General features: G+C 73.8%; 20 protein-coding genes. 4 read left to right on the top strand and 16 right to left on the bottom strand.

The genetic code is table 11. The features are described from left to right. Positions 1–238: 238 nt before the first annotated feature. From NPS70_RS23175 to rsmH, 16 genes are all read right to left on the bottom strand, one after another. A complete protein-coding gene (locus NPS70_RS23175) occupies positions 239–1,357 on the bottom strand; it encodes a DivIVA domain-containing protein (RefSeq protein WP_256526312.1) in 1,119 nt (372 codons plus the stop codon). Positions 1,358–1,412: 55 nt separating this feature from the next. Continuing rightward, positions 1,413–1,703: a YggT family protein gene (locus tag NPS70_RS23170; protein WP_256526311.1), complete on the bottom strand. Its 291-nt coding sequence runs from the start codon at positions 1,701–1,703 to the stop codon at positions 1,413–1,415. Positions 1,704–1,773: 70 nt separating this feature from the next. Further along, the gene (locus NPS70_RS23165) at positions 1,774–2,379 is read right to left on the bottom strand and encodes a cell division protein SepF (RefSeq protein ID WP_256526310.1); all 606 of its coding nucleotides are present in this window, start codon (positions 2,377–2,379) and stop codon (positions 1,774–1,776) included. A 124-nt stretch (positions 2,380–2,503) separates the two neighbouring features. Continuing rightward, positions 2,504–3,223: a YggS family pyridoxal phosphate-dependent enzyme gene (locus NPS70_RS23160; RefSeq protein ID WP_256526309.1), complete on the bottom strand. Its 720-nt coding sequence runs from the start codon at positions 3,221–3,223 to the stop codon at positions 2,504–2,506. Beyond that, positions 3,220–3,972 carry a peptidoglycan editing factor PgeF gene (gene pgeF / locus NPS70_RS23155; protein WP_256526308.1) on the bottom strand — a complete coding sequence of 251 codons (753 nt, stop codon included), beginning with the start codon at positions 3,970–3,972 and terminating at the stop codon, positions 3,220–3,222. The genes NPS70_RS23160 and pgeF overlap by 4 nt, the downstream gene beginning before the upstream one ends. Next, positions 3,969–5,177: a cell division protein FtsZ gene (gene ftsZ, locus NPS70_RS23150; RefSeq protein ID WP_256526307.1), complete on the bottom strand. Its 1,209-nt coding sequence runs from the start codon at positions 5,175–5,177 to the stop codon at positions 3,969–3,971. The genes pgeF and ftsZ overlap by 4 nt, the downstream gene beginning before the upstream one ends. 288 nt (positions 5,178–5,465) lie before the next feature. Next, the gene (locus NPS70_RS23145; protein ID WP_256526306.1) at positions 5,466–6,278 is read right to left on the bottom strand and encodes an FtsQ-type POTRA domain-containing protein; all 813 of its coding nucleotides are present in this window, start codon (positions 6,276–6,278) and stop codon (positions 5,466–5,468) included. Positions 6,279–6,291: 13 nt separating this feature from the next. Further along, entirely contained in the window at positions 6,292–7,386 is a 1,095-nt protein-coding gene (murG, locus tag NPS70_RS23140) for an undecaprenyldiphospho-muramoylpentapeptide beta-N-acetylglucosaminyltransferase (RefSeq protein ID WP_256526305.1), read from the bottom strand. 6 nt (positions 7,387–7,392) lie between these two features. Next, positions 7,393–8,847, bottom strand: coding sequence for a putative lipid II flippase FtsW (gene ftsW / locus NPS70_RS23135; RefSeq protein WP_256526304.1), 1,455 nt, complete (start codon positions 8,845–8,847; stop codon positions 7,393–7,395). Between the two features lie 50 nt (positions 8,848–8,897). Next, a complete protein-coding gene (gene murD / locus NPS70_RS23130; protein ID WP_256526303.1) occupies positions 8,898–10,325 on the bottom strand; it encodes a UDP-N-acetylmuramoyl-L-alanine--D-glutamate ligase in 1,428 nt (475 codons plus the stop codon). Further along, the gene (mraY, locus tag NPS70_RS23125; protein ID WP_256526302.1) at positions 10,307–11,377 is read right to left on the bottom strand and encodes a phospho-N-acetylmuramoyl-pentapeptide-transferase; all 1,071 of its coding nucleotides are present in this window, start codon (positions 11,375–11,377) and stop codon (positions 10,307–10,309) included. The genes murD and mraY overlap by 19 nt, the downstream gene beginning before the upstream one ends. Then, complete coding sequence (murF, locus tag NPS70_RS23120) at positions 11,374–12,783, bottom strand: UDP-N-acetylmuramoyl-tripeptide--D-alanyl-D-alanine ligase (protein ID WP_256526301.1); 1,410 nt, start codon at positions 12,781–12,783, stop codon at positions 11,374–11,376. Before murF ends, mraY begins: the two co-directional genes overlap by 4 nt. A 4-nt stretch (positions 12,784–12,787) precedes the next feature. Then, positions 12,788–14,488 carry a UDP-N-acetylmuramoyl-L-alanyl-D-glutamate--2,6-diaminopimelate ligase gene (locus NPS70_RS23115; RefSeq protein WP_256526300.1) on the bottom strand — a complete coding sequence of 567 codons (1,701 nt, stop codon included), beginning with the start codon at positions 14,486–14,488 and terminating at the stop codon, positions 12,788–12,790. Between the two features lie 17 nt (positions 14,489–14,505). Beyond that, positions 14,506–16,467, bottom strand: a complete 1,962-nt coding sequence (locus NPS70_RS23110; protein WP_256526299.1) for a penicillin-binding protein 2 — start codon at positions 16,465–16,467, stop codon at positions 14,506–14,508. A gap of 4 nt (positions 16,468–16,471) precedes the next feature. Next, positions 16,472–17,026: a cell division protein FtsL gene (locus NPS70_RS23105; protein WP_256526298.1), complete on the bottom strand. Its 555-nt coding sequence runs from the start codon at positions 17,024–17,026 to the stop codon at positions 16,472–16,474. A gap of 171 nt (positions 17,027–17,197) precedes the next feature. Continuing rightward, entirely contained in the window at positions 17,198–18,169 is a 972-nt protein-coding gene (rsmH, locus tag NPS70_RS23100) for a 16S rRNA (cytosine(1402)-N(4))-methyltransferase RsmH (protein WP_256526297.1), read from the bottom strand. Between the two features lie 296 nt (positions 18,170–18,465). Here rsmH and NPS70_RS23095 point away from each other — a divergent pair, with 296 nt between their 5' ends. The 4 genes from NPS70_RS23095 (at position 18,466) to NPS70_RS23080 (ending at position 24,181) form a co-directional block, all read left to right on the top strand. Next, the gene (locus tag NPS70_RS23095; RefSeq protein WP_256526296.1) at positions 18,466–19,017 is read left to right on the top strand and encodes a carbonic anhydrase; all 552 of its coding nucleotides are present in this window, start codon (positions 18,466–18,468) and stop codon (positions 19,015–19,017) included. 276 nt (positions 19,018–19,293) lie between these two features. Then, on the top strand, positions 19,294–20,337 hold the full coding sequence (locus NPS70_RS23090; RefSeq protein ID WP_256526294.1) for a MoxR family ATPase: 1,044 nt from the start codon (positions 19,294–19,296) through the stop codon (positions 20,335–20,337). Next, on the top strand, positions 20,337–21,689 hold the full coding sequence (locus tag NPS70_RS23085) for a DUF58 domain-containing protein (RefSeq protein WP_256526293.1): 1,353 nt from the start codon (positions 20,337–20,339) through the stop codon (positions 21,687–21,689). Before NPS70_RS23090 ends, NPS70_RS23085 begins: the two co-directional genes overlap by 1 nt. Next, on the top strand, positions 21,686–24,181 hold the full coding sequence (locus NPS70_RS23080) for a transglutaminaseTgpA domain-containing protein (RefSeq protein WP_256526292.1): 2,496 nt from the start codon (positions 21,686–21,688) through the stop codon (positions 24,179–24,181). Before NPS70_RS23085 ends, NPS70_RS23080 begins: the two co-directional genes overlap by 4 nt. The last annotated feature ends 330 nt before the right edge of the window (positions 24,182–24,511 follow it).

The raw sequence follows: 24,511 nt of genomic DNA, 5'->3' as shown, positions 1-24,511 counted from the left end.
GCCTCCGCGTCCGGGCCCTCGGCACGTTTCGGCACCCGGCCCGGCGCCCGGCGCGGGACGGTCCGCCCCTCGCCGGGTGCTCCGCGGCCGTGTCCGCCGCGCCGGGGTGCGGCGGACCGGGTGTGCGGCGGACACGGCCGCGGTGACGTGACAAGGACCGGGCCCGGGGTGCTGGTGCACCCCGGGCCCGGTCCCGCTGTCTGCCGACGGCTCTACGCGCGCTGCGCGCCAGGGCCGGTCAGTTGTCGTCCTCGTCGATCAGGAAACCGCGCATCGGCGAGGGAGCCTGCTGCATCGGCTGCGGCGCCTGCGGCCGCACCGGTGCCATCGGCTGGGTCATCGCCGGGGACATCTGCTGCTGACCGCCGTAGGACGGACCGGAGGACGACGGGCCGCCGTGGCCGCCCATCTGCTGGTTGCCGCCGTACGACGGGGCGCTCGCACCGGCCGGTGCCATCGACGGCGCCGGGGACGGCGGCAGCGAGGCGGCGGCGGGGGACCGCGGCGGGGCGAGGGAGTCGTCGGACTGGGTCTCCAGCTGGCGCAGCTGCGACTCCAGGTACGACTTGAGGCGGGTGCGGTACTCGCGCTCGAAGCCCCGAAGGTCCTCGACCTTGCGCTCCAGGGTGGCGCGGGCGGACTCCAGGGAGCCCATGGCCACCCGGTGCTTCTCCTGGGCGTCCCGCTCCAGGGCGTCGGCCTTGGCACGGGCGTCGCGCTCCAGGCCCTCGGCACGCGAACGGGCCTCGCCGACGATCTTGTTGGCCTCGGAGCGGGCCTCGGCGATCGCCTGGTCGGCGGTCTGCTGGGCCAGCGAGAGCACCCGCGCGGCACTGTCGCCGCCGGGACCCTGGCCGCCGCCCATCGGGCCGGGACCCTGCGGGCCGCCGTGACCGCCCATGGGGCCGCCCATCGGACCGCCCATGGGGCCGCCCTGCATCGGACCGGGGCCCATGGGGCCGCCGCCGGGGCCCTGGGGGCCGCCGTGGCTGGGGCCGCCGTGGCTGGGGCCGGCAGGCAGCTGGGGCGCGCCGCCCGGCAGCTGGGGCGGGCCCATCTGCGGAGGCTGCTGCTGCTGCGGCGGTCCGGATATGGCGGCGGGGACGGGAGCCCCGGGACCGCCGCGCCCGTCCTGGGGCTCCGGAGGTTTGCGCATGCCCTGCTGTTGCTGGTTCTGGGCAGCCGCACGGGTCGCCGCCGCCAGCTTGGCGCGCAGGTCCTCGTTCTCGCGGAGCAGGCGGGTCAGTTCGCCTTCGACCTCGTCGAGGAAGGCATCGACCTCGTCCTCGTCATAGCCTTCTCGAAGGCGGACGGTCGTGAACTGCTTGTTCCGCACGTCCTCGGGGGTCAGCGGCATCTCTTCTTCACCTCTACGTAGTCGTCGGCAGTCGGCAGGACCGTATCGCTCACATCTAGCTCCCCACGCCGCGTACGACGGAGATCAGGATGTAGACGATGATCATCAGAACGAAGAAGGACAGGTCGAGTGCCACGCCCCCGAGACGCAACGGCGGGATGAACCGCCGAAGGAGCTTGAGCGGTGGATCGGTGACAGTGTAGGTGGCCTCCAGAACGACCACCATCGCCTTGCCGGGCTGCCATGAACGCGCGAACTGGAAGACGTAGTCCATGACCAGCCGGAAGATCAGCACGACCAGGAAGCACATCAGCGCGATGTAGATCACTTGTAGTGCGACGCCCATCCCGCGCTTCCCTCTCCCCTGGTCTCTCGTTGCCGGCCGCCTCCGGCCGGGTCGTTCCCGGTGTCTTTCCTCAGCTCTGGTTGAAGAATCCGCCCTCAGCGATGCGGGCCTTGTCCTCAGCCGTGACATCGACGTTAGCAGGCGACAACAGGAACACCTTCTGCGTCACGCGTTCAATGCTGCCATGCAGACCGAAGACGAGCCCCGCGGCAAAGTCGACAAGTCGCTTCGCATCGGTGTCGTCCATCTCCGTGAGGTTCATGATCACAGGCGTGCCCTCGCGGAAGTGTTCCCCGATGGTACGGGCCTCGTTGTAGGTCCGCGGGTGCAACGTGGTGATGCGGTAGGGCTCCCGCTCGGACACGACCTTGGGCATGATCACCGGTGCGTTCTTCTCCAGGCTCGGGCGGTCGGGTGTGATGGATGCCACGGGGGCGATGCGCGCGGGGCGGGGGTTCTCGACAGGGAGGGAGACCGGCTCACGGGGCGGCGGCGGGGCGGCGGCCCGGACGGGCTCCTCCCGCTCGACCTGCTGCGGGGGCGCGTGCCGCCGGTGCTCGCGCTCCGGCTCGGGCTCGGGTTCGAAGTCGTCATCGGGGTCGAAGCCCCGGCCGTCGTACCCATCGTCCTCCACGAGGCCGAGGTAGACCGCCATCTTGCGCATAGCGCCGGCCATTCTCTGAGTCCTCCGCTCTGTGGTGGATCGGCATTCGTCACCAAGTGCCCGAATCCACGGGGTCTGCCCGCCTCTCAGCGGTAATGACCATATTTTCTACTGTGGTCCGACTTGCTTCGCGACGTTACCCGAGCCTCGGGCGGACTCCGAGTACCGCGGTGCCGACGCGTACATGTGTCGCACCCGCCGCCACGGCCTGTTCGAGGTCCGCACTCATCCCCGCCGACACCATGTTCGCAGCCGGATGGTCGGCGCGCAGGCGGGACGACGATTCCATCAGACGCTCGAACGCGGCCTGTTGCCGTCCCGCGTAGGGACCCCGCAGCGGCGCGACGGTCATCAGCCCGCCGAGTCGGAGCCCCGGGGAGCCGGCCACCGCGTCGGCCAACTCCGCCACGCCGTCGGGCGCGACACCGCCCCGCTCCCCCTGGCCCGACTCGGCGTCCAGCGCGACCTGCACCAGGCAGGTGATCTCCCGCCCGGCGCGCACGGCGGCCTTGGACAGGGCGGTCACCAGCCGGAGCCGGTCGACGGACTGCACCGTATCGGCATAACCCGCAACGGAACGGACCTTGTTGGTCTGCAACTGGCCGACGAAATGCCAGTGGATGTCCAGGTCCGCGCAGGCGGCGGCCTTGGGCGCCGCGTCCTGGTCGCGGTTCTCCGCCACGTGGCGGACGCCGAGCCCGTGGAGGATGCGCACGTCGGAGGCCGGGTAGGTCTTGGTGACCACGATCAGGGTCACCTCCTCCCGCGGACGGCCGGCCGCGGCGCAGGCGGCGGCGATCCGCTCCTGGACGCCCGCCAGGTTGGCCGCGAGCTCGGCCCTGCGGTCGTCCGTCATCGCTCCCCCCGGTCCTCGTCGAGCCAGACGTATCCGGCGAGCCGCCCGGTCGTGCGGTCGCGCCGGTACGAGTAGTGGTCCCCCGACTCCAGGGTGCAGACCGGCGAGGCGGCCCGGTCCGTGACACCGAGCGCGGCCAGTTGTGCGTGGACCGCGGCGGTGACGTCCACGGCCGGTGTCCCCCAGCTGGTCTCGGACCAGGCAGCCGGTTCCGCTTCGGCCACATCGGACCGCATCTGCTCGGGAACCTCGTAGCAGCGACCGCATACGGCCGGTCCGGTTCGGGCGATGATGCGTTCCGGTTCGGCTCCGAGCGAGCGCATCGCCGCCACGGTCGCCGGCACGATCCCGGCGACCGTGCCGGGCCGCCCGGCATGGGCCGCGCCGACCACCCCGGCCCCGGGGTCGACCAGCAGCACGGGGGTGCAGTCGGCGGTGAGCACCGCGAGCGCCAGTCCGCGCCGGGCGGTGACCAGCGCGTCGACGGCGGGGACCGGCCCCTGCGCCCAGGGCCCGTCGACGACGGCGACGTCCCTGCCGTGGACCTGGTTCATCCAGACGACCCGGTCCGCGTCCAGGCCCAGGGCCCCGGCGGCGATGGACCGGTTCTCCCGTACGGCCGCGGGGTCGTCGCCGACGGCGCCGCCGAGGTTGAGCCGCTCGTACGGAGCGGCGCTCACCCCGCCCCACCGGTCGGTGAAGGCGAAGTGCGCGCCGCTCTCGTCTATGACGTCGTGTTGCACGGTCACTTCAGGAAGTCCGGGACGTCCAGTTCCTCGGCCTGGGTGTCGTACGGACGGGCGGAGGGGACCTGCGGCGGGGCCGGGGCCGGGGCGGTGTCGCCGGCGACGGGAGCGGGCTCGGCCGGGGCCGGCGGCTCCTCGCGGACGGGCACGGTGCCGAGGCCGCCCGCCGGGCGGGCCGTCTCGCTGCGCGCCGGGGCCGGGGCCGCCTCCTCGCGCTTGGCGGAGGCGGAGCCGATCACGTTCTCGCGCCGCGCCGGGGGCTGGCCCCCGTCGAAGCCGGCCGCGATCACGGTGACCCGCACCTCGTCGCCGAGCGCGTCGTCGATCACGGCGCCGAAGATGATGTTCGCCTCGGGGTGGGCCGCCTCGCTGACGAGCTGGGCGGCCTCGTTGATCTCGAACAGGCCCAGGTCGCTGCCGCCGGAGATCGACAGGAGCACCCCGCGGGCGCCGTCGATGGACGCCTCCAGCAGCGGCGAGGAGATCGCCATCTCCGCCGCGGCCACCGCGCGGTCGTCGCCGCGGGCGGAGCCGATGCCCATCAGGGCGGACCCCGCCTCGGACATCACGGACTTGACGTCCGCGAAGTCGAGGTTGATCAGGCCGGGGGTGGTGATGAGGTCGGTGATGCCCTGGACGCCCGAGAGCAGGACCTGGTCCGCCGACTTGAAGGCGTCCAGCACGCTCACCTGCCGGTCCGAGATGGACAGCAGCCGGTCGTTGGGGATGACGATGAGGGTGTCGACCTCCTCGCGGAGCTCGGCGATGCCGTCCTCCGCCTGGTTCGCCCGCCGGCGGCCCTCGAAGGTGAAGGGGCGCGTCACGACGCCGATGGTCAGGGCGCCGAGCGAGCGGGCGATGTTGGCGACGACGGGAGCGCCGCCGGTGCCCGTTCCACCGCCCTCACCGGCGGTGACGAAGACCATGTCGGCTCCCTTGAGAACCTCCTCGATCTCCTCGCGGTGGTCCTCTGCCGCCTTCCGGCCGACCGCCGGGTTGGCTCCGGCGCCGAGGCCGCGGGTGAGTTCGCGGCCGACGTCGAGCTTGACGTCGGCGTCGCTCATCAACAGCGCTTGCGCGTCGGTGTTGATCGCGATGAACTCGACGCCCTTGAGACCGACCTCGATCATCCGGTTGATGGCATTGACACCACCGCCGCCGACACCGATGACCTTGATGACTGCGAGGTAGTTCTGCGGTGCTGCCACGTCGAAGGCCTCTCGCCTCGAGTTACGTGTCGCCGCTTCGCGGGCTGCGGTGCGACGACTGATGTCGAATGGGGACGGACGGCCCGACCAGCTCGGCTGCCGACCCGAACCCTAAGGGTGAAGTTTAGGGTTATCAGTGTGCCTGTTCCCTGGACTCTTCCGAACAGGACACTAAGTCGGCGAGCGGCGCCCGTACAACGAACACGCCGAACCTCCCGTTTTTCTTTTCACCCTATGTGATCACGCCCCACGATGCCCAACCAGGGTGCTGGCCTGGGCAGATACCCGTCAACTCCCCGAGGAGGCGGGCGCGGTGGGCACCGTCACGTCATAGCGCCCGGCATCCGGTGCGGCCTTCAGCAGGGCCGTGAGCGCGCGGGCCTTCGCCTCGCCCGCCTCCGAACTGCCCCAGAGAACCGTGCGATCTCCGGTCAAACGCAGAGAAATATCGTCATACGAACGGACTTTGATGGTGGCCAGGTCGCCCACCACGTCCTCGGGGAGCCGGCTCCGGACCGCCACAGCCTCCGCCAGCAGGCGCTCCTCCGCGAACCGCGCACGGCTCGGGGAGCGCGCGGCGTCCACCTCCAGCAGCGGGACCCCCCGGGGCGCCACCGGGACGGTGGCGAACCGCACTCCCCCGGCGTCGACTTCGACGTACTGCGACCCCTCGCGCAGCAGCAGGACGGCCGTGCGCTCCGTGACCTCCAGGCGGATCGCGTGCGGCCAGGAGCGCACCGCCCGCACCGAGCGGATCCGGGGCAGCTCCCGCAGCAGACGGGCCTGCGTCCCCCCGGTGTCCACGGAGGCCAGGGGGGCGCCGATCGGCACGTCCGCCACGCGCTCGACCTCCTCCGGCGTCAGCAGCAGGGTACCGGTGACCGCGACCTCCCGGGTCCTCAGCCAGGGGGAGCCGTAGAGCACCCAGGCGAGCCCCGCCAGGACCGCGACGGCGGCGACGGAGGCGACCAGTGCGCGTCGCAGGCGCCGACCGGGGCGGGCGCCGCCCTCCCGAGCGGGTGCCGGGGCCGGACCCCCGGAGCCCCCGGATCCGTCCCGGGGCTGTCGTGCACCGCGCTCGGCGGTGGTGGGTCCGGCCACGCTCCCTGCCTCCTCACGCCCGGCGGCGTGCAGCAATCGCCTCGTACACCATCCCGACGAGCAGGTCGTCGGCGTCCCGCCGCCCGAACTCGGCAGCCGCACGGGACATCTCGTACAGCCGATGCGGATCGGCGAGCACGGGCAGGACGTTGCCCTGGACCCACTCGGGGGTCAGCTCGGCGTCGTCCACCAGCAGTCCGCCGCCGGCCTTGACCACCGGCTGGGCGTTGAGCCGCTGTTCGCCGTTGCCGATCGGCAGCGGGACGTAGGCGGCGGGCAGCCCGACGGCGGAGAGCTCCGCGACGGTCATCGCGCCCGCGCGGCAGAGCATCATGTCGGCCGCGGCGTACGCGAGATCCATCCTGTCCACGTACGGTACCGGCACATAGGGCGGCATCCCGGGCATGTTGTCCACGTGCGGCAGTTCGTTCTTCGGGCCGACCGCGTGGAGCACCTGGATCCCGGAGCGCTGGAGCACCGGAGCGATCTGCTGGACCACCTCGTTGAGCCGGCGGGCCCCCTGCGAACCACCGGAGACCAGCAGGGTGGGCAGGTTGGGGTCGAGCCCGAACGCCGCCCGCGCCTCGGGGCGCACCCGCGCCCGGTCGAGCGTCGCGATGGAGTGGCGCAGCGGGATGCCGATGTAGCGCGCGTCGCGGAGCTTGCTGTCGGGGGTGGCGACGGCGACGGAGGCCGCGTACCGGGAGCCGATCTTGTTGGCCAGGCCGGGGCGGGCGTTCGCCTCGTGCACGACGATCGGCACGCCGAGGCGCTTGGCCGCCAGATAGCCGGGCAGGGCGACATAGCCTCCGAAGCCGACGACGCAGTCGGCCTTGGTGCGCTCCAGGACCTGCTCGGCCGCCTTGATGGTGCCGCGCAGCCGCCCGGGCACCGTGATCAGCTCGGGTGTGGGCTTGCGCGGCAGCGGCACGGCGGGGATGAGCGCCAGCTCGTAGCCCCGCTCGGGGACGAGCCGCGTCTCCAGTCCGCGTTCCGTGCCCAGGGCCGTGATGCCCACGGTCGGGTCCTGCCTGCGCAGGGCGTCCGCGAGGGCGAGCGCGGGCTCGATGTGGCCGGCGGTCCCCCCACCGGCGAGTACGACATGCACCGAAATTCACCGCTCTCCGGACGGACGCTTCGTCATGCGCCGTCTCATCGACTTCCATCTCACCCCGGGCCTCCGGGCGGCCAGCGCCGCCTTCGCCGCGGGGTCCTGCCGGGCGAAGGCGATCAGCAGCCCGACCGCGAACATCGTCGGCAGCAGGGCCGACCCCCCGTAGGAGAACAGCGGAAGCGGGACACCGGCGATCGGCAGCAGGCCGAGCACCGCACCGATGTTGACCACGGCCTGGGCCGTGATCCAGGTGGTCACACCTCCGGCTGCGTACCTGACGAAAGGGTCCTCCGTGCGTCCGGCGACGCGGATACCCGCATAGCCTAGAGCCGCGAACAGCGCGAGCACCGACAGCGTCCCCGCCAGCCCCAGTTCCTCACCGGTGACGGCGAAGATGAAGTCGGTGTGCGGTTCGGGCAGTTGGCCCCATTTTTCCACACTCGCCCCCAGGCCGGAACCGAACCATCCGCCGGAGGCAAGAGCATAGATGCCGTGCACGGCCTGCCAGCACTCGCCTCGGGGTCCCAGGTCGCTGGCACCGATGCACTGCAGCCGGGACATCCGGTTCTCGTTCGTCCTGATCAGGACGAACCCGGCGAGCACGGCGACGCCGAGCACCCCGGCGAACAGGCGGGTGGGCGCCCCGGCGAGCCACAGCAGACCGAACAGGACCGCGGCGAGGATGATGGCCGTGCCCATGTCCCCGCCCAGCATGATCAGGCCGAGCAGCAGGAAGGCCACCGGGACCAGCGGGACCAGCAGGTGCTTCCACTGCGTCAGCAGCCGCTTGTCCTGCTTGCGGGCGAGCAGGTCCGCCCCCCACAGGATGAGTGCCAGCTTGCCGAACTCGCTGGGCTGGAGCTGGAAGGGCCCGCCGAGGTGGATCCAGTTCTGGTTGCCGTTGACCGAGTGCCCTATCCCCGGCACCTGCACCAGCACCATGAGGAAGACCGCACCCATCAGCAGCGGGTAGGACAGCGCCCGGTGCAGGGGGACCGGCATCCGGGAGGCGGCCAGCAGCAGCGCCCCGCCGATCAACGCGGCGAGGAACTGCTTCCGGAAGAAGTACGAGGCGGGGAGCGAGTACTCCAGGGCCTGGATGATCGAGGCCGAGTAGACCATCACCAGGCCCAGCACGGTGATCAGCAGGCTGCTGCCGAAGATCAGGTAGTAGGACGTCAGCGGCCGGTCCCAGCCCCTGCGCGCCCGCTCGTACAGCCCGCGCGGGCCGGGCGGCGCCGCGGGGCGGGCGGCACCCCGGGAGGCCGGCGGCCGGGCCGCCGTCCCCGGGCGCGAGCGCAGCAGCGGGCCGGCGGCGGGGCCCCCGGCGGTGGCCGGGCGGGGCGCCGGGGCGCCGGCGCGGAGCACGCGGCGCCGGGAGGGGCCGGCCGTCGGCTCCCGGTCGCCCCCGGAAGGACCGGGGGGTGCGGTGTCCCCGTGCGGTGTGGGCGGCATGGTCGCTGTCCCTCCAGTCGGGCCCGGCGGAGCGCCGGGCCCGGTGGCCGTCAGCCGCGCTCGTCGGCGAGGGCGCGGACCGCTTCCGCGAACGCCTCGCCCCGCTCGGTGTAGTTGGTGAACATGTCCATCGACGCGCAGGCCGGGGCGAGCAGGACGGTGTCCCCGGGCCGGGCGAGCCGCGCGGCCTCGGCGACCGCGGCGGCCATCGCCCCAGTGTCGGTCCGGTCGAGGTCCACCACCGGGACGTCGGGGGCGTGTCGCGCCAGGGCCTCGCGGACCAGGGCGCGGTCGGCCCCGATGAGCACGGCGCCCCGCAGGCGCCCGGCGGACTGCGCGGCCAGTTCGTCGAAGGTGGCGCCCTTGGCGAGGCCCCCGGCGATCCAGACGATCGGGTCGTACGCGGCGAGCGAGGCCTGGGCCGCGTGGGTGTTGGTCGCCTTGGAGTCGTCCACGTAGGCCACGCCGTCCACGTCGGCGACGTGGTCGATGCGGTGCGGGTCCGGGCTGAAGGCGCGCAGTCCGTCGCGGACGGCCTGCGCGGGGACGCCGAAGGCGCGCGCGAGGGCCGCCGCCGCCAGGGCGTTGGCGATGTTGTGCGGGGCCGGCGGCCGCACGTCGGAGACCTCCGCCAGCTCCTGCGCCTGCCGGTGGCGCTGCCCGACGAAGGCGCGGTCCACCAGGAGGCCCTCGACGACGCCGAGTTGGGAGGGGCCCGGGGTGCCGAGCGTGAAGCCCACGGCCCGGCAGCCCTCCTCCACGTCCGCCTCGCGCACCAGGTCCTCGGTGGCCTTGTCGGCGGCGTTGTAGACGCAGGCGACGGTGTTGCCCTCGTAGATGCGGCCCTTGTCGGCGGCGTACGCCTCCATGGAGCCGTGCCAGTCCAGGTGGTCCGGGGCGAGGTTGAGCACGGCCGCGGAGTGGGCGCGCAGCGAGGGCGCCCAGTGCAGCTGGTAGCTGGAGAGCTCCACGGCGAGCACGTCGTAGGGCTCGCCACCGGTCACCACGTCGACGATCGGGGTGCCGATGTTGCCGATGGCGGCGGTGCGCAGCCCGGCGGCGGTCAGGATCGACGCCAGCATCCGGGTCGTGGTGGTCTTGCCGTTGGTGCCGGTGACGGCGAGCCAGGGCGGAGCGTCCGGGCCGCGCAGGCGCCAGGCGATCTCGACGTCGCCGACGACGTCGACCCCGGCGGCGGCCGCGGCCGCGAACAGCGGGCTGGAGGGCTTCCAGCCGGGCGAGGTGACCACCAGTCCGGTGCCCTCGGGCAGCGTCTCGGCGTCGCCGAGGCGCACGGCGACGCCCTCGTCGGCGAGTTCGGCCGCGCGGGCCCGGTGCGCGTCGCCGGAACCGCCGTCGACGACGGTCACCTCGGCGCCCAGCCGGGCCAGGGCGCGTGCGGCGCTGACGCCGCTCACGCCCAGGCCCGCGACGGTGATCTTCCTGCCCTGCCAGTGGCTCACTTGTCGGCTGCCCATCCCGCGTAGAAGAGGCCCAGTCCCACGATCACGCACATGCCCTGGATGATCCAGAAGCGGACCACCACAAGGACCTCGGACCACCCCTTGAGCTCGAAGTGGTGCTGGAGGGGCGCCATTCTGAAGACCCGCTTGCCGGTCATCCGGAAGGAGCCGACCTGGATCACCACGGACATGGTGATGAGGACGAACAGGCCGCCGAGGAGCGCGAGCAGCAGCTCGGTGCGGGAGCAGATCGCCAGACCCGCCAGGGCGCCGCCGAGCGCCAGCGAGCCGGTGTCGCCCATGAAGATCTTGGCCGGCGAGGTGTTCCACCACAGGAAGCCGAAGCAGGCGCCCATCAGTGCCGAGGCCACGACCGCGAGGTCGAGCGGATCCCTCACCTCGAAGCAGGCGTTGGGGTTGGTCAGGGTCTGGGCGTTGGCGCAGGACTCCTGGAACTGCCAGAGGCCGATGAAGGTGTAGGCGCCGAAGACCATCACCGAGGCACCGGTGGCGAGGCCGTCCAGACCGTCCGTCAGGTTCACGCCGTTCGACATGGCGAGGATCATGAACAGCGCCCAGATGACGAACAGCACCGGGCCGATCGACCAGCCGAAGTCCGTGATGAACGACAGCTTGGTGGAGGCCGGGGTGTTGCCGCGGCTGTCGGCGAACTGCAGCGACAGCACCGCGAAGGCGATGCCGACGATCAGCTGGCCGGCCATCTTCGCCTTGGCCCGGAGGCCCAGCGAGCGCTGCTTGACGATCTTGATGTAGTCGTCCAGGAAGCCGACCAGGCCCATGCCCGCCATCAGGAAGAGGACCAGCAGGCCCGAGAAGGTCGGGTCCTCACCGGTGATCACCTTGGCCAGGGCGTAGGCGATGAGCGTGGCCAGGATGAAGGAGATGCCGCCCATGGTGGGCGTGCCCTTCTTGCTGCCGTGCGTCCGCGGGCCGTCGTCCCGGATGAACTGCCCGTACCCCTTGCGTGCGAGGAGCTTGATGAGCAGCGGGGTGCCGATCAGGGTCAGGAAGAGGCCGATGGCCCCGGCGAAGAGGATCTGCCTCATCGGACGGCACCCTCACCCTCGAGCAGTGCCGAGGCGACCCGTTCCAGGCCCACCGACCGGGACGCCTTCACCAGCACGACATCACCCGGGCGCAACTCTGCGCGCAACAGGTCGACCGCCGCCTGCGCGTCGGACACGTGCACCGACTCCTCACCCCACGAACCCTCGTTGTATGCGCCCAGTTGCAACCAGGACGCTTCCCTGCCCCCGACCGCGACGAGCCTGCCGACATTGAGCCGGACGGCCAGCCGCCCGACCGCGTCGTGCTCGGCCAGCGCCGCGTCGCCGAGCTCGGCCATCATGCCGAGCACCGCCCACGTACGGCCCCCTTCGGCCCGTGCGGCCTCGCCCATGGCGGCCAGCGCCCGCAGCGCGGCACGCATGGACTCGGGGTTCGCGTTGTAGGCGTCGTTGACGATCGTGACGCCGTCCGGACGCTCGGTGACCTCCATGCGCCAGCGGGAGAGGGTGCCCGCCTCGGAGAGCGCGAGGGCGATCTCGTCCACAGGCATGCCCAGCTCATGGGCGACGGCGGCCGCGGCGAGCGCGTTCGACACGTGGTGCTCACCGTACAGCCGCATGGTCACGGTGCTGCACCCGGTGGGTGTGTGAAGGGTGAAGGAGGGCTGTCCGAGCTTCGTGAGCCGGACATTCTCGGCACGGACCGCCGCGTCGGCGGCCTCGCCGAACAGCAGGACCCGCGCCCGGGTCCGGTCCGCCATGGCGCGGACCAGGGGGTCGTCGGCGTTGAGGACGGCGACGCCCTCCTCCGGCAGGGACTCGACCAGTTCGCCCTTCGCCCGGGCGATCTGCTCGCGGCCGCCGAACTCGCCGATGTGGGCGGTGCCGACGTTGAGCACCAGGCCGATCCGCGGAGGGGTGAGCTCCGTGAGATAGCGGATATGGCCGATTCCGCGCGCCCCCATCTCCAGCACCAGGTGCTCGGTCTCGGCGGTCGCGGTCAGCGCGGTGAGCGGCAGGCCGATCTCGTTGTTGAGGGAGCCGGGGGTGAAGACCGTGGGTGCCTTGCGGCCGAGGACCTGGGCCACGAGGTCCTTGGTGCTGGTCTTCCCGGCCGAGCCGGTGAGGGCGACGACCTGCGTGCCCAGCCGCTCCACCACGGCCCGGGCGAGCCGCCCCAGGGCGCCCTGGACGTCGTCCACGACGATGGCGGGCAGGCCCAGCGGGCGGGCGGCGAGGACCGCCACGGCACCCCGGTCCACGGCGCCGGCGGCGAAGTCGTGCCCGTCGGCGTGCTCGCCCCGGAACGCGGCGAACAGCCCCCCGGGCTCCACGGCCCGGGAGTCGATGACGACGCTGCCGGTGACCTGGATGGCCGGATCCGGTATGTCGTGGGTCTGCCCGCCGACGATTTCGGCGATCTCGGCGAGGGAGAGGGCGATCACTGGGTCATCCCTGGGTCTTCTCGTGTGCGGTGGCGCGATCCGTTCGCTCCCCGGTACCGGCCTCCCGCGCCTCGATGGCGGCGCGGAGCACCGTGCGGTCGTCGAAGGCGCGGACGACGCCGGCGATGTCCTGGCCCTGCTCGTGGCCCTTGCCGGCGACGAGCACGGTGTCGCCCTTCTCCGCCCGGGCGACGGCCGCCGCGATGGCGGCGCCGCGCTCCTCGAAGACCAGGACGTCCCCGCGCTCGTGGATCGGGACCTCGGCGGCACCGGCGAGCATGGCCGCCAGGATGGCGAGGGGGTCCTCGGAGCGCGGGTTGTCCGAGGTGAGCACGGCGGTGTCGGCGAGACGGGCGGCGGCGGCCCCCATCGGGCCGCGCTTGGAGGTGTCCCGGTCGCCGCCGCAGCCGAGGACGATGTGCACCCGGCCCTCGGTGACCTTGCGCAGCGCGCGCAGCACGGACTCGACGGCGTCGGTCTTGTGCGCGTAGTCGACGACGGCGAGGTAGGGCTGGCCCGCGTCGACCCGCTCCAGGCGGCCCGGTACGCCGGGGACGGCCCCGATGCCGTCGGCGGCGGTCTGCGGGTCGATCCCGGCGACCGCGAGGACGGTGAGCGCCGCGAGCGTGTTGGCGACGTTGAACGGGCCGGGGAGCGGCGACCGGGCGTGCACCCGCCGGCCGCCCGGCCCCACCGCGGTGAAGGTGGAGCCGATGGAGCCCACCTGCACGTCCTCCGCACGCCAGTCGGCGTCCGGGTGGCCCTCGGCGGAGAAGGTGGTCACCGGCACGGTGGCCTCCTTCACGAGCCTGCGCCCGTACTCGTCGTCGAGGTTGACGACGGCCTTGCCGCTGCGCTCGGGGGTGAACAGCCGGGCCTTGGCCTGGAAGTAGTCCTCCATGCCCGAGTGGAACTCCATGTGCTCCGGGCTCAGGTTGTTGAAGACCGCGATGTCGAAGACGCAGCCGTCGACCCGGCCGAGCACCAGGGCGTGGCTGGAGACCTCCATGGCGACGGAGTCGACGCCGCGTTCGCGCATGACCGCGAAGAGCGCCTGGAGGTCGGTGGCCTCCGGGGTGGTCCGCTCGGACTTGATGCGCTCGTCCCCGATGCGCATCTCCACCGTGCCGATCAGGCCGGTCGCCCGGCCGGCCGCGCGCAGCCCGCCCTCGACCAGGTAGGCGGTGGTGGTCTTGCCGGAGGTGCCGGTGATGCCGATCTGGAGCAGGTCCCTGCCCGGGCGGCCGTAGATCTCGGCGGCGAGGTCGCCCATGTGGGAGCGCGGGTCGTCGGCGACGAGCACCGGCACTCCGGTGGCGGCGGCGCGTTCCGCGCCGGAGGGGTCGGTCAGGATCGCGGCGGCCCCGAGGTCGGCGGCCTGGGCCGCGAAGTCGGCACCGTGGAACCGCGCGCCCGGAAGGGCGGCGTAGACGTCGCCGGGGCGCACGGCCCGGGAGTCGTGGGTGATGCCGGTGATCTCCGCCTCCGCCGGGGCCGGGACGCCCAGCCGGGCCGCCAGGCCCCCGAGGCTCGTCGGGCTGGGCCGTTCCGGGCGCGGGGCTCCGGCGTGGTCGGCTGCGGGCTGGGGGTTTCGGGACTGATCAGCGTGTGGCACGGCGGTGAGCGTACCGGGCGCGGGCGGCCCGGGGGAAAAACGGGGGCCGCCTGCCGGGCGGTTCCCGGGGCCGGGCGTGATGGTCGTCACTGGTTCCTCCTGGTGCGTCACTCACCGGGTTCGAAGGTCACGGGCAGCCGGGCCGGTGCCTTGCCCGTCGGCGGGACCTGCAGGGTCTTCAGGGCGAACTCCATGACCTCCCGGTAGACCGGCCCGCAGATCTGGCCGCCGAAGTAGCTGCCCTTGGTGGGGTTCTGGATGGCGCAGTAGACGGTGACCTCGGGCGCGTCCGAGGGGGCGAAGCCGGCGAAGGAGGCGGTGTAGCCCTTGTAGCGGCCGAGTTCGGGGTCGACCCGGTTGGCCGTACCGGTCTTGCCGGCGACCCGGTAGCCGGGGATGCGGGCCTTGGTCCCGGTGCCCTCCTCGTCGTCGACGACCGATTCGAGCATGGTCGCCAGGGTGCGCGCGGTCTCCTCGCTGACCACCCGCTCCTTGCGGGGGGCGGGCGCGGCGGAGAACCGGCCGTCGGGCCCCCGGGTGCCGCGCACCAGGGTGGGCGCGACGCGGACCCCGCCGTTGGCGATGGTCGAGTAGACGGACGCGGCCTGGAGGGCGTTGACGGACAGGCCCTGGCCGAAGGGGATCGTGTACTGCTGCGAGGTGGACCAGTCGGCGGGGTCGGCGAGGATGCCGGCCGTCTCGCCCGGATAGCCGATGCCGCTGGTGCTGCCGAGGCCGAAGGCCCGCAGGTAGGAGTGGAGCACCCGGTTGGCCTCGCGCTGCGTGGAACCGAGCTGGCCCGTGGCCAGGATGGTGCCGATGTTGCTGGACTTGGCGAGGACGCCGTTGAGCGTCAGGTACCAGGTCGGGTGGTCGATGTCGTCCTTGAACAGCCGGTCGCCGCGGTGCAGCCGGTTGGGGACGACGACGTGCGTGGCCGGGGTCGCCTTCTTCTCCTCCAGCACGGCGGCCATGGACATCACCTTGGCCGTGGAGCCCGGCTCGTAGGCGTCCTGGAGCGCGGCGTTGCCCAGTGCCGCGGGGTCGGCGCTGCGCAGGTCGTTGGGATCGAAGCCCGGGGCGTTGGCCATGGCGAGGACCTCGCCGGTGCGGGCGTTCTGCACGATGACGTAGCCGCGGTCCGCCGCGGACTCGGCGACCTGGTCCTCGATGGCGCGCTGGGCCGCCCACTGGATGTCGCGGTCGATGGTCAGCTCCACGTCGGAGCCGGGCACGGCGGGGACCTCGCGGGAGCCGGCGGTGGGGATCCGCCGGCCGCCCGACTGGACGTAGGTGACCGTGCCGTCCTGCCCGGCGAGCGTCTTGTCGAGCATCGACTCGATACCCCCGGCGCCGCGGCCCTCGGCGTTGACGTAGCCCAGTATCGCGGCCGCCAGGTCCCCGTTGGGGTACACCCGCTTGCTGCTGGGCTCCTGGAAGACCCCGGCGAGCACGTTGGCGCCGGGGCCGCCCGCCCGCTTGTCGGCGGCGGCCTTCTCGGCGTAGACGCCCTTGAGGTCCTTGATCTGCCGCCACACCTGGGGGGTCTGGCGGCGGGCGAGGACGGCGTAGCGGGAGCCGGGCTTGCCCAGGCGCTCGGCGAGGACCTCGGGGTCGGCTCCGAGGATCGGCGCGAGCAGGGCCGCCGCCTGCTCGGGCGCGTCGGGCGCCTTGCTCTCCTCGGGGGTGAACATCTTGGGGTCGGCGGTGATGTCGTGGGCGTCGACGGAGGTGGCGAGCGCGGTGCCGGTCCGGTCGGTGATCCGGCCGCGCTCGGCGGCCAGGGTGACGCTGCCGTAGCGGTTCTTGTCGGCCTTGGCGGCGTAGGTGTCCGCGTCGACGGCCTGCACCTGCAGCAGCCGCACGACGAAGGCCAGCATCACCAGCGTCAGCGCCAGACTGACCAGGCGCAGCCGGGGCCTGGGGTTGCCGAGGGTGATGGTGCGCGGCCGCCGCGGCCCCGGGCCGGGCCGGCGCCGGGCGGGGCGCCCTCCGCCGCGGCGCGGGGGCGCGGAGGGGTGCCGTGCCGGGCCCGGCACACGGCGCCGCGGGGGTTCCTGGGAGGGCACGGGGTCACCTGCCGGAGGAGGTCGGGGACGGGGTCGGGGAGGGCTCGGCGGAGGGTGCGGGCGGTTCGGGGGAGGCGCCGGGGCCCGCGTCGGAGGCGGGCGTGGCGGAGGCGGGCGCGGACGGCTCCGCCGCGGCGTCGTCCGCCGCGGCGGAGGAGGAGGGCGTGGCGGTGGGCGGGGGCGGAGGGGGTGCGGTCGCCTCGCCGGGGACGCCGCGGACGGTGCCGTCGGTGTCCAGGAAGGCGGGGCTTCCCCCGGGGACCATGCCGAGTTCGCGGGCGCGGCGCGCGAGGGCGTCGGGCGCGGACCGGCCGTCCACGTCGCGCTGGAGCGCCTGCTGCTGGTCGGTGAGCTCGGTGGTGCGCTTCTTCAGCTCGCTCAGCCGGAACGAGCCCTGGCTGAGGGAGGAGTTGAGCAGCAGCAGTGTGATCAGCCCACCGGACAGCAGCAGGACGACCAGCAGGACGAAGGGCGTCCTCGCCGCGCTGCTGGGCCCGGACGGCAGCAGCCGGGCGAGCCGGGCGGCCTTTCCTCGCAGCTGCCTCGCCGTTGTGCTCACGGTGTCCTCCGCATCGCCTCGTACCCGCGGGTCGCGCACCGCCCGCCCGCCGGCGCCCTCCTCCGTGCCCCTCCCCGCGCGGGCGCCTCCGGCGGGCGGGAGCCGGCCCGCTGCACCGGGCGGCGCGCGGTCGGTGCCGCGGCGTCCGTGGCCCCTGGGGCACCGGTGCCGCTAGGAGACGTCCTCACGGATGCGCTGCGCCCCTCTCAGACGCGCGGGGGCGGCGCGGCGGTTCTCGGTCACCTCTTCCTCGGTGGGCAGTTCGGCGCCGCGGGTCAGCAGCTTCAGCCGCGGCTGGTACTCCTCGGGGACCACCGGCAGCCCGGGCGGCGCGGTCGTGGCGGCCCCGGCGGCGAGGACGTGCTTGACCAGCCGGTCCTCCAGCGAGTGGTAGGAGAGCACGGCGATCCGGCCGCCGACCGCGAGGGCCGCGACGGCGGCGGGGACCGCCCTCTCGAGGACGGCCAGTTCGCCGTTGACCTCGATGCGCAGCGCCTGGAAGGTCCGCTTGGCGGGGTTGCCCCCGGTGCGCTTCGCGGCCTGCGGCAGGGAGTCGCGGATCAGCTCCACGAGCCGGGCGCTGGTGGTGAAGGGCTCCTTCTCGCGCTCCCGGACCACCGCGGAGACGATCCTCTTCGCCTGCTTCTCCTCGCCGTAGGCGCGCAGGATCCGCACCAGTTCGCCGGCGGGGTAGGTGTTGAGGACCTCGGCCGCGCTGATGCCGGTCGTCTGGTCCATGCGCATGTCCAGCGGGGCGTCCTGCGCGTAGGCGAAGCCGCGGTCGGCCTCGTCCAGTTGCATGGAGGAGACGCCCAGGTCGAACAGGATCCCCTGGACGCTCGGGATGCCGAGGCGCCGGAGCACACCGGGCAGTTCGTCGTAGACGGCGTGCACCAGGGTGGCGCGGTCGCCGAAGGGCGCGAGCCGCTCCCCCGCGAGCCGGAGGGCCTCCGTGTCGCGGTCCAGGGCGACGAGCCGGGCCTCGGGGAAGCGGGTGAGCAGGGCCTCGCTGTGGCCGCCGAGCCCGAGGGTGCAGTCCACCACGACGGGCGCCCCACCGCCGGGGGCGGGCTGCTCCAGTGCGGGGGCCAACAGGTCCAGGCACCGCTGGAGCATCACCGGGACGTGTCGGGTCTGGCTCATGCGCCCTCTCAGATCCGGCGCGGTGCGGAGCAGGGCCGGGCCGCGCGTACGTCGCGCACGCGGGATGCGGGAGACGGTCGGGGGAGGCCGACGCACGTCTGCCGGTGGCGTCTGCGGGCGGCTTCCGGGAACTGCGCGTCACTCTAGTCGACCGCCCGGGCCGGTCAATCAACCGCACAGCGCGTCGCCCGGAGGAGGCCGGATGGCCTGTGCATTAGGTCACAGGCGGGTGTGTTGGCGCTCTTTGTCCGCCCTCACCGCGGCCTCCCGACCCCTGTGACGGATACCTTCGAGCCATGTCGACCTCTGCGCACGCGCCCGCCGGCGCCGGAACCGTGACCGATCGCCTCGTCGAGGCGAACCGCACCTACGCCTCCGCGTTCCAGGACCCGGGCATGGACGCGCGTCCCGTGCTGAAGGTGGCCGTCGTCGCCTGCATGGACGCCCGCCTCGACCTGCACGCCGCGCTGGGCCTGGAACTCGGCGACTGCCACACCGTCCGCAACGCCGGCGGGGTCGTCACCGACGACGTGATCCGCTCGCTCACCATCAGCCAGCGGGCCCTCGGCACCCGCAGCGTGATCCTCGTCCACCACACCGGCTGCGGTCTGGAGACGATCACCGAGGAGTTCCGGATGGAGCTGGAGGAGGAGGTCGGCCAGCGCCCCGCCTGGGCGGTGGAGGCCTTCCGCGACGTGGACCAGGACGTGCGGCAGTCGATGCAGCGGGTGCGCACCTCCCCCTTCCTGCTGCACACCGACGACATCCGCGGCTTCGTCTTCGACGTGCGGACCGGCCTGATGCGCGAGATCAGCCCCGCGTCCGGCGGCTCCGCCCCGGCCGCGTGACGCCCTCCGCCCTCCGTGTGGCATGATCCGACCCCGCCGCGCGGCGGGTTTCGAACCCGCTGCGTGACGAGCGGACACCCGAGCGTCGGACAGATCGGGTCGAAACCGTCGATTCGCCTTCGGTTATCCACAGGCGAGTGACACGACGCGGTGCCGCCAACAAGAATGCGAGTGTGGCGCCCTCCGGACGGATGCCGGGGACGGTGCCCGCGATTCGTGGTGGGCCGCGTCGTCGTCCGACGTGCGGCGGTCCCGGAACGGGCCGAGGAGGGCCGGGTGACGACCTTTGACGATCGAGCGAGCCTCAGCGATCTGACCGCGACCGCGGAGCGTGTCCGCAGGTCCGTGGAGAGTGTGATCGAGGGCAAGCCCGAGGTCGTGCGGCTGTCGCTGACCGTGCTGCTCGCCGAGGGGCATCTTCTGATCGAGGATGTCCCCGGCGTCGGCAAGACGATGCTGGCCAAGGCGCTGGCGCGGTCCATCGACTCCTCCGTGCGGCGTATCCAGTTCACGCCGGACCTGCTGCCCTCGGACATCACCGGTGTGTCGGTCTTCGACCAGCAGCGCCGCGAGTTCGAGTTCAAGCCGGGGGCGATCTTCGCGCAGATCGTGATCGGCGACGAGATCAACCGCGCCTCGCCCAAGACCCAGTCCGCGCTGCTGGAGTCGATGGAGGAGCGCCAGGTCACCATCGACGGCAGGAGCTACGAGCTGCCCGACCCGTTCATGGTGGTGGCCACCCAGAACCCGGTCGAGATGGAGGGCACCTACCCGCTGCCCGAGGCGCAGCGCGACCGGTTCATGGCGCGGATCTCCATCGGGTACCCGAGCGCGGGCGCCGAGGTGCAGATGCTGGACGTGCACGGCGGCGTCAACCCGCTGGACGACCTCCAGCCGGTGGCCCACGCGCACGAGATCGCCAAGCTGATCGAGACCGTCCGCGAGGTGCACGTCGCGGAGTCGGTCCGCAAGTACGCCGTGGACCTGGTCCAGGCGACGCGCACGCACCCCGACCTCCGGCTCGGCGCCTCGCCCCGCGCCACCCTGCACCTGGTGCGGGCCGCCAAGGCCTCCGCCGCGCTCGCGGGTCGCGACTACGCCCTGCCGGACGACGTCCAGCAGCTCGCCGTGCAGGTGCTCGCCCACCGGCTGCTGCCGACCGCCCAGGCCCAGCTGAACCGGCGCACCGCCGAGCAGGTGGTGGGCGACATCGTGCAGGGCACCCCCGTGCCCACGACCGGCAGCCCCGACGGCGCCTATGTCGCGGGCCGCCCGCCGCAGCCGCTCTTCGGCCAGCAGCCCGGCGCCCGGCGGCTGTGATGACCGCCGGGCGGCCCGCCGCACCCGCGGCCCCGGAGGCCGCGGGCAGGACCGGGGTGCGCGCCGCACTGGGCGGGCTCACCACCCGCGGCCGCTCGTTCCTCGCCGCGGGGGTGGCCGCGGCCGGCTGCGCCTACGCCCTGGGCCAGGGGGACCTGCTGCGGGTGGGCCTGCTGCTGTCCGTGCTGCCGCTGATCTGCGTCGCCGCGCTGTACCGCACCCGCTACCGGGTCGCGGGAAGTCGCCGTCTGCACCCCGGCCGGGTGCCTGCGGGCTCGGAGGCCCGCGTCCACCTGCGCATGGACAACGTCTCGCGGATGCCCACCGGGCTGCTGATGCTCCAGGACCACGTGCCCTACGTCCTCGGCCCCCGGCCCCGCTTCGTGCTGGACCGGGTGGAGGCGGGCGGACGGCGGGAGGTGTCCTACCGGGTCCGCTCCGACCTGCGCGGGCGCTACCCGCTCGGGCCGCTCCAGCTGCGGCTGAGCGACCCCTTCGGGATGTGCGAGCTGACCCGCTCCTTCCAGGCCTCCGACACCCTCACCGTCGTCCCCCGCACCGAGCCGCTGCCGCCCGTGAGCCTGGCCGGCGAGGCGACGGGCTACGGCGAGGGGCGCCGCCGCACCCTCGCCCTCGCGGGAGACGACGACATCATCCCGCGCGCCTACCGCCACGGCGACGACCTGCGCCGGGTGCACTGGCGCTCCACCGCCAGGTACGGCGAGCTGATGGTGCGCCGGGAGGAGCAGCAGCAGCGCGCCCGCTGCACGGTGCTGCTGGACACCCGTTCCGCCGCCTACCGCGGGAGCGGCCCGGACTCGGCGTTCGAGTGGGCCGTCTCCGGGGCCGCGTCGGCCCTGATGCACCTGCTCGAACGGGGCTTCACGGTCCGGCTGCTGACGGACACGGGCACCTCGGTCCCGGAGGAGGGCGCCGAGGGCGCCGCGCAGGGCTCCGCCGACGCGGCCGGGCTGATGATGGACACCCTCGCCGTCGTGGAGCACTCCGACGGCGCGGGCCTGTCGCGGGCCTTCGACGGGCTGCGCGGCGGAGCCGAGGGGCTGCTGATCGCCTTCCTCGGCGATCTCGACGAGGACCAGACCGCGCTGGCGGCGCGGATGCGGCGCCGCACCGGGGCGGCGGTCGCGTTCGTCCTGGACAGCGGTGTCTGGACGGGCGAGGACCACGTCCCCGGTGCCGCGCGGGAACGGGTGCGGGTGCTGCGCGAGGCCGGGTGGACGGCCGTGCCCGTCCGGCCGGGCGACGCACTGGCCGACCTGTGGCGGCAGGCGGGGCAGGAGGGCGCCGCGGCCTCGGGCGCCGCGGACGGCTATCCGGGGGGTTGGTCATGAGTGGACAGGCACGGCTGGCGCTGTGCGCGTACGCCGCCACGCTGCTGACCGCCGGGGCGCTGCTGCCCCTGGTCGACGGCGCGGGCTGGATCCTCACGGCGGCGTTCCTGCTGGCGCTCCTGAGCGGCACGGGGGTGCTGGCCCGCCGGATACCGCTGGCCCGCCCGCTCACCCTGGCCCTCCAGGTGCTGGTCTCGGTGCTCGGGCTCACGCTCGTCTTCGTCCGGGACACGGCGCTGCTGTGGCTGCTGCCGGGCCCGGACGCCTCGCTGCGCTTCGCGGAGCTGTTCTCCTCCGGCATGGACGACGTCAACCGCTACGCCATCCCGGCCCCGGCGACCGAGGGCATCCGGCTGATGCTGGTCGCCGGGGTGCTGCTGATCGGGCTGGTCGTCGACGCCCTCGCGGTCACCTACCGGTCCGCCGCGCCCGCGGGGCTCCCGCTGCTGGCGCTGTACACCGTCGCCACGGGACTCTCCCAGGGCGGCACGGGCTGGGTGTGGTTCCTGCTGGCGGCCGTGGGCTATCTGCTGCTGCTCCTCGCCGAGGGCCGGGACCGGCTCTCGGCCTGGGGACGGGTGTTCGGCGGCGCCCCCCGGCGTGCCGGCCGGGGCGGCCTCGACCGCGAGTCCGGGGCGCGGGCCCCGGTGCGCACCGGCCGCCGGATCGGGGTGGTGGCCCTCGGCGTGGCGCTGGCCGTCCCGGCGGTCCTGCCGGCCCTGGGGGGCGGCTTCCTCGGCGGCACGGGCAGCGGCCCGGGCGGGGGCGGCGCGGGAGGGGGCGGCACGATCTCCGCGGTGAACCCGCTGGTATCGCTCCAGAGCAGCCTGAACCAGCCGCAGAACACCGAGGTGCTGCGCTACCGCACCAACGCACCGGACAACCAGGACATGTACCTGCGGATCGTGGCCCTGGACCGCTTCGACGGCACCTCCTGGCGCTCCTCCGAGCGCAAGGTCGAGGACGTCCCCACGCCCCTGCCGGAGCCGCCGGGGCTGAGCCCCGCGGTCGCGGCGACCGAGGTGCGCACGAACCTGTCGGCGGCGGGCTCCTACAAGCAGAGCTGGCTGCCCATGCCCTATCCGGCCACCCGGGTGTCCATCGACGGGCGGTGGCGGTTCGAGCCGGCCGGGCGCACCCTGGTCGGCGACCGGCGCCAGACCACGGCGGGCCTGCAGTACTCGGTCGGCAGCCTGGTCGTTCGGCCGACGCGCGAGCAGCTGGCCGAGGCGCCCGCTCCCCCGGTGGACCTCAGGCGCGAGTACACCCGCGTCCCCGACGTGCTCCCCGGCAAGGTCGCGCAGACGGCGCTGCGGATCACCCGGGGGTCGGCGAACGACTTCGAGCGGGCCACCCGGCTCCAGGACTGGTTCGCCCGGGACGGCGGCTTCCGCTACGACACCGAGGTGGAATCGGGCACGGGTGTCGCGGCCATCAGCCGCTTCCTCGACCAGAAGGAGGGCTTCTGCGTCCACTTCTCCTTCTCCATGGCGGCGATGGCGCGGACGCTGGGCATCCCCGCGCGGGTGGCGGTCGGTTTCACCCCCGGGACCGAGCAGCCCGACGGCACGTTCTCGGTGGGGCTGCGGGACGCGCACGCCTGGCCGGAGCTGTACTTCGAGGGCGCCGGCTGGACCCGCTTCGAGCCGACGCCGAGCCGCGGCACGGTCCCGGAGTACGCGCAGGAGGAGGCCCCCGCGGGTGACACGCCCGCACCGGCGGAGCCGGTGCCCGGGGAGGCGGCCCAGCCCTCGGCGGCGCCGGTCCGGCCCGACGAGTGCCCGGAGCAGGCGCGCAGGCTCGGCGAGTGCGGGGCGCTCGCGCCGCAGGATCTGGCCGTCCAGGCGGACGGGGGCTTCTCCTGGCGCGGCGTGGCGGCCACCGTCGCGGTCGTGGCGGTGGTGGTCCTGCTGCTGCTCGTCCCGCTGCTGTGGCGGCTCCTGGCCCGCTCCCGCCGTCTGGGCGCCGTGGCGCGGCCGCGCGGCGGCACGGACGGGGCACCGCCGGACGCGGCGACCGGCGGCGAGACCCGGGGCGCGGTCGCCGTGGTGGACGACCCTGCGGGGACCCTGGCCGTCTGGCAGGAGATCACCGACACCGCCTGGGATCTGGGCATCCCTCCCGACGAGGCGCAGACCCCGCGGCAGGCGGCGGCCCGGATCGTGCGGCTCGGCGGGCTCGCGGACGAGCCCGCGGCGGCGATGCACCGCACGGCCCGGGCGGTGGAGCAGGTGCTCTACGCACCCGAGCCCCGTCAGGCGGAAGGGCTTGCCGAGGACGCGCAGGCGGTGCGGGCGGGGCTGCGGGCGTCGGCCGACCGCAGGACCCGGCTGCGGGCGCTGGTGCTGCCGCGCTCGTCGGTGCGGGCGGTGTGGGCGCTCTCCGAGCGCTGGGCCCTCGCGGTGGACCGCGTCTCGGCGCGGCTGCGCGGGCCGCTGGAGCGGGTCACCGGTGCGCTGCGCCGCCGCGGGCCCGCGCGTCAGCGGAGCTGAAGGCGGCGGCCCGGGCGGGAGTGCACGGCGGGCGGCCCGGGGTCACCGGCGGCCACGGCGCAGGAGTCGCCGGGACGGTCCGGGGCCGGTTACCTCGCGCGGCGGGGCGCCTTCCGCGGGCGGTCTACGGGGCCGTTCGGGGCACCCCCACGCTGCGCGGCGGCGCTGCGGGGTGGTCCCGGGCGTGCCGGTGGCGCCCCGAACCGAGAAGGCGACGGCTGGCCGCGCCCGAACGGGGCAGCAGGGCGCGTCGCGAGCCACGGAGCCCGCGAACGGGCGAGGCACGGAACGGGCGAGGCACGGAACGGGCGAGGCACGGAACGGGCGAGG

The organism is Streptomyces sp. C10-9-1, from assembly GCF_024497955.1.
Taxonomy (GTDB): Bacteria; Actinomycetota; Actinomycetes; order Streptomycetales; family Streptomycetaceae; genus Streptomyces; species Streptomyces sanyensis.
Note: the sequence above shows the minus strand (reverse complement) of the source record. Positions and strands in the feature narration are given on the sequence as shown.

Bases quoted from the DNA above. Each gene is read 5' to 3' on its own strand.
- NPS70_RS23175 (WP_256526312.1), bottom strand. From the start codon at position 1,357: ATGCCGCTGACCCCCGAGGACGTGCGGAACAAGCAGTTCACGACCGTC.
- NPS70_RS23170 (WP_256526311.1), bottom strand. From the start codon at position 1,703: ATGGGCGTCGCACTACAAGTGATCTACATCGCGCTGATGTGCTTCCTG.
- NPS70_RS23165 (WP_256526310.1), bottom strand. From the start codon at position 2,379: ATGGCCGGCGCTATGCGCAAGATGGCGGTCTACCTCGGCCTCGTGGAG.
- NPS70_RS23160 (WP_256526309.1), bottom strand. From the start codon at position 3,223: ATGACGGACGACCGCAGGGCCGAGCTCGCGGCCAACCTGGCGGGCGTC.
- ftsW (WP_256526304.1), bottom strand. From the start codon at position 8,847: ATGCCGCCCACACCGCACGGGGACACCGCACCCCCCGGTCCTTCCGGG.
- murD (WP_256526303.1), bottom strand. From the start codon at position 10,325: ATGGGCAGCCGACAAGTGAGCCACTGGCAGGGCAGGAAGATCACCGTC.
- mraY (WP_256526302.1), bottom strand. From the start codon at position 11,377: ATGAGGCAGATCCTCTTCGCCGGGGCCATCGGCCTCTTCCTGACCCTG.
- rsmH (WP_256526297.1), bottom strand. From the start codon at position 18,169: ATGAGCCAGACCCGACACGTCCCGGTGATGCTCCAGCGGTGCCTGGAC.
- NPS70_RS23095 (WP_256526296.1), top strand. From the start codon at position 18,466: ATGTCGACCTCTGCGCACGCGCCCGCCGGCGCCGGAACCGTGACCGAT.
- NPS70_RS23085 (WP_256526293.1), top strand. From the start codon at position 20,337: ATGACCGCCGGGCGGCCCGCCGCACCCGCGGCCCCGGAGGCCGCGGGC.
- NPS70_RS23080 (WP_256526292.1), top strand. From the start codon at position 21,686: ATGAGTGGACAGGCACGGCTGGCGCTGTGCGCGTACGCCGCCACGCTG.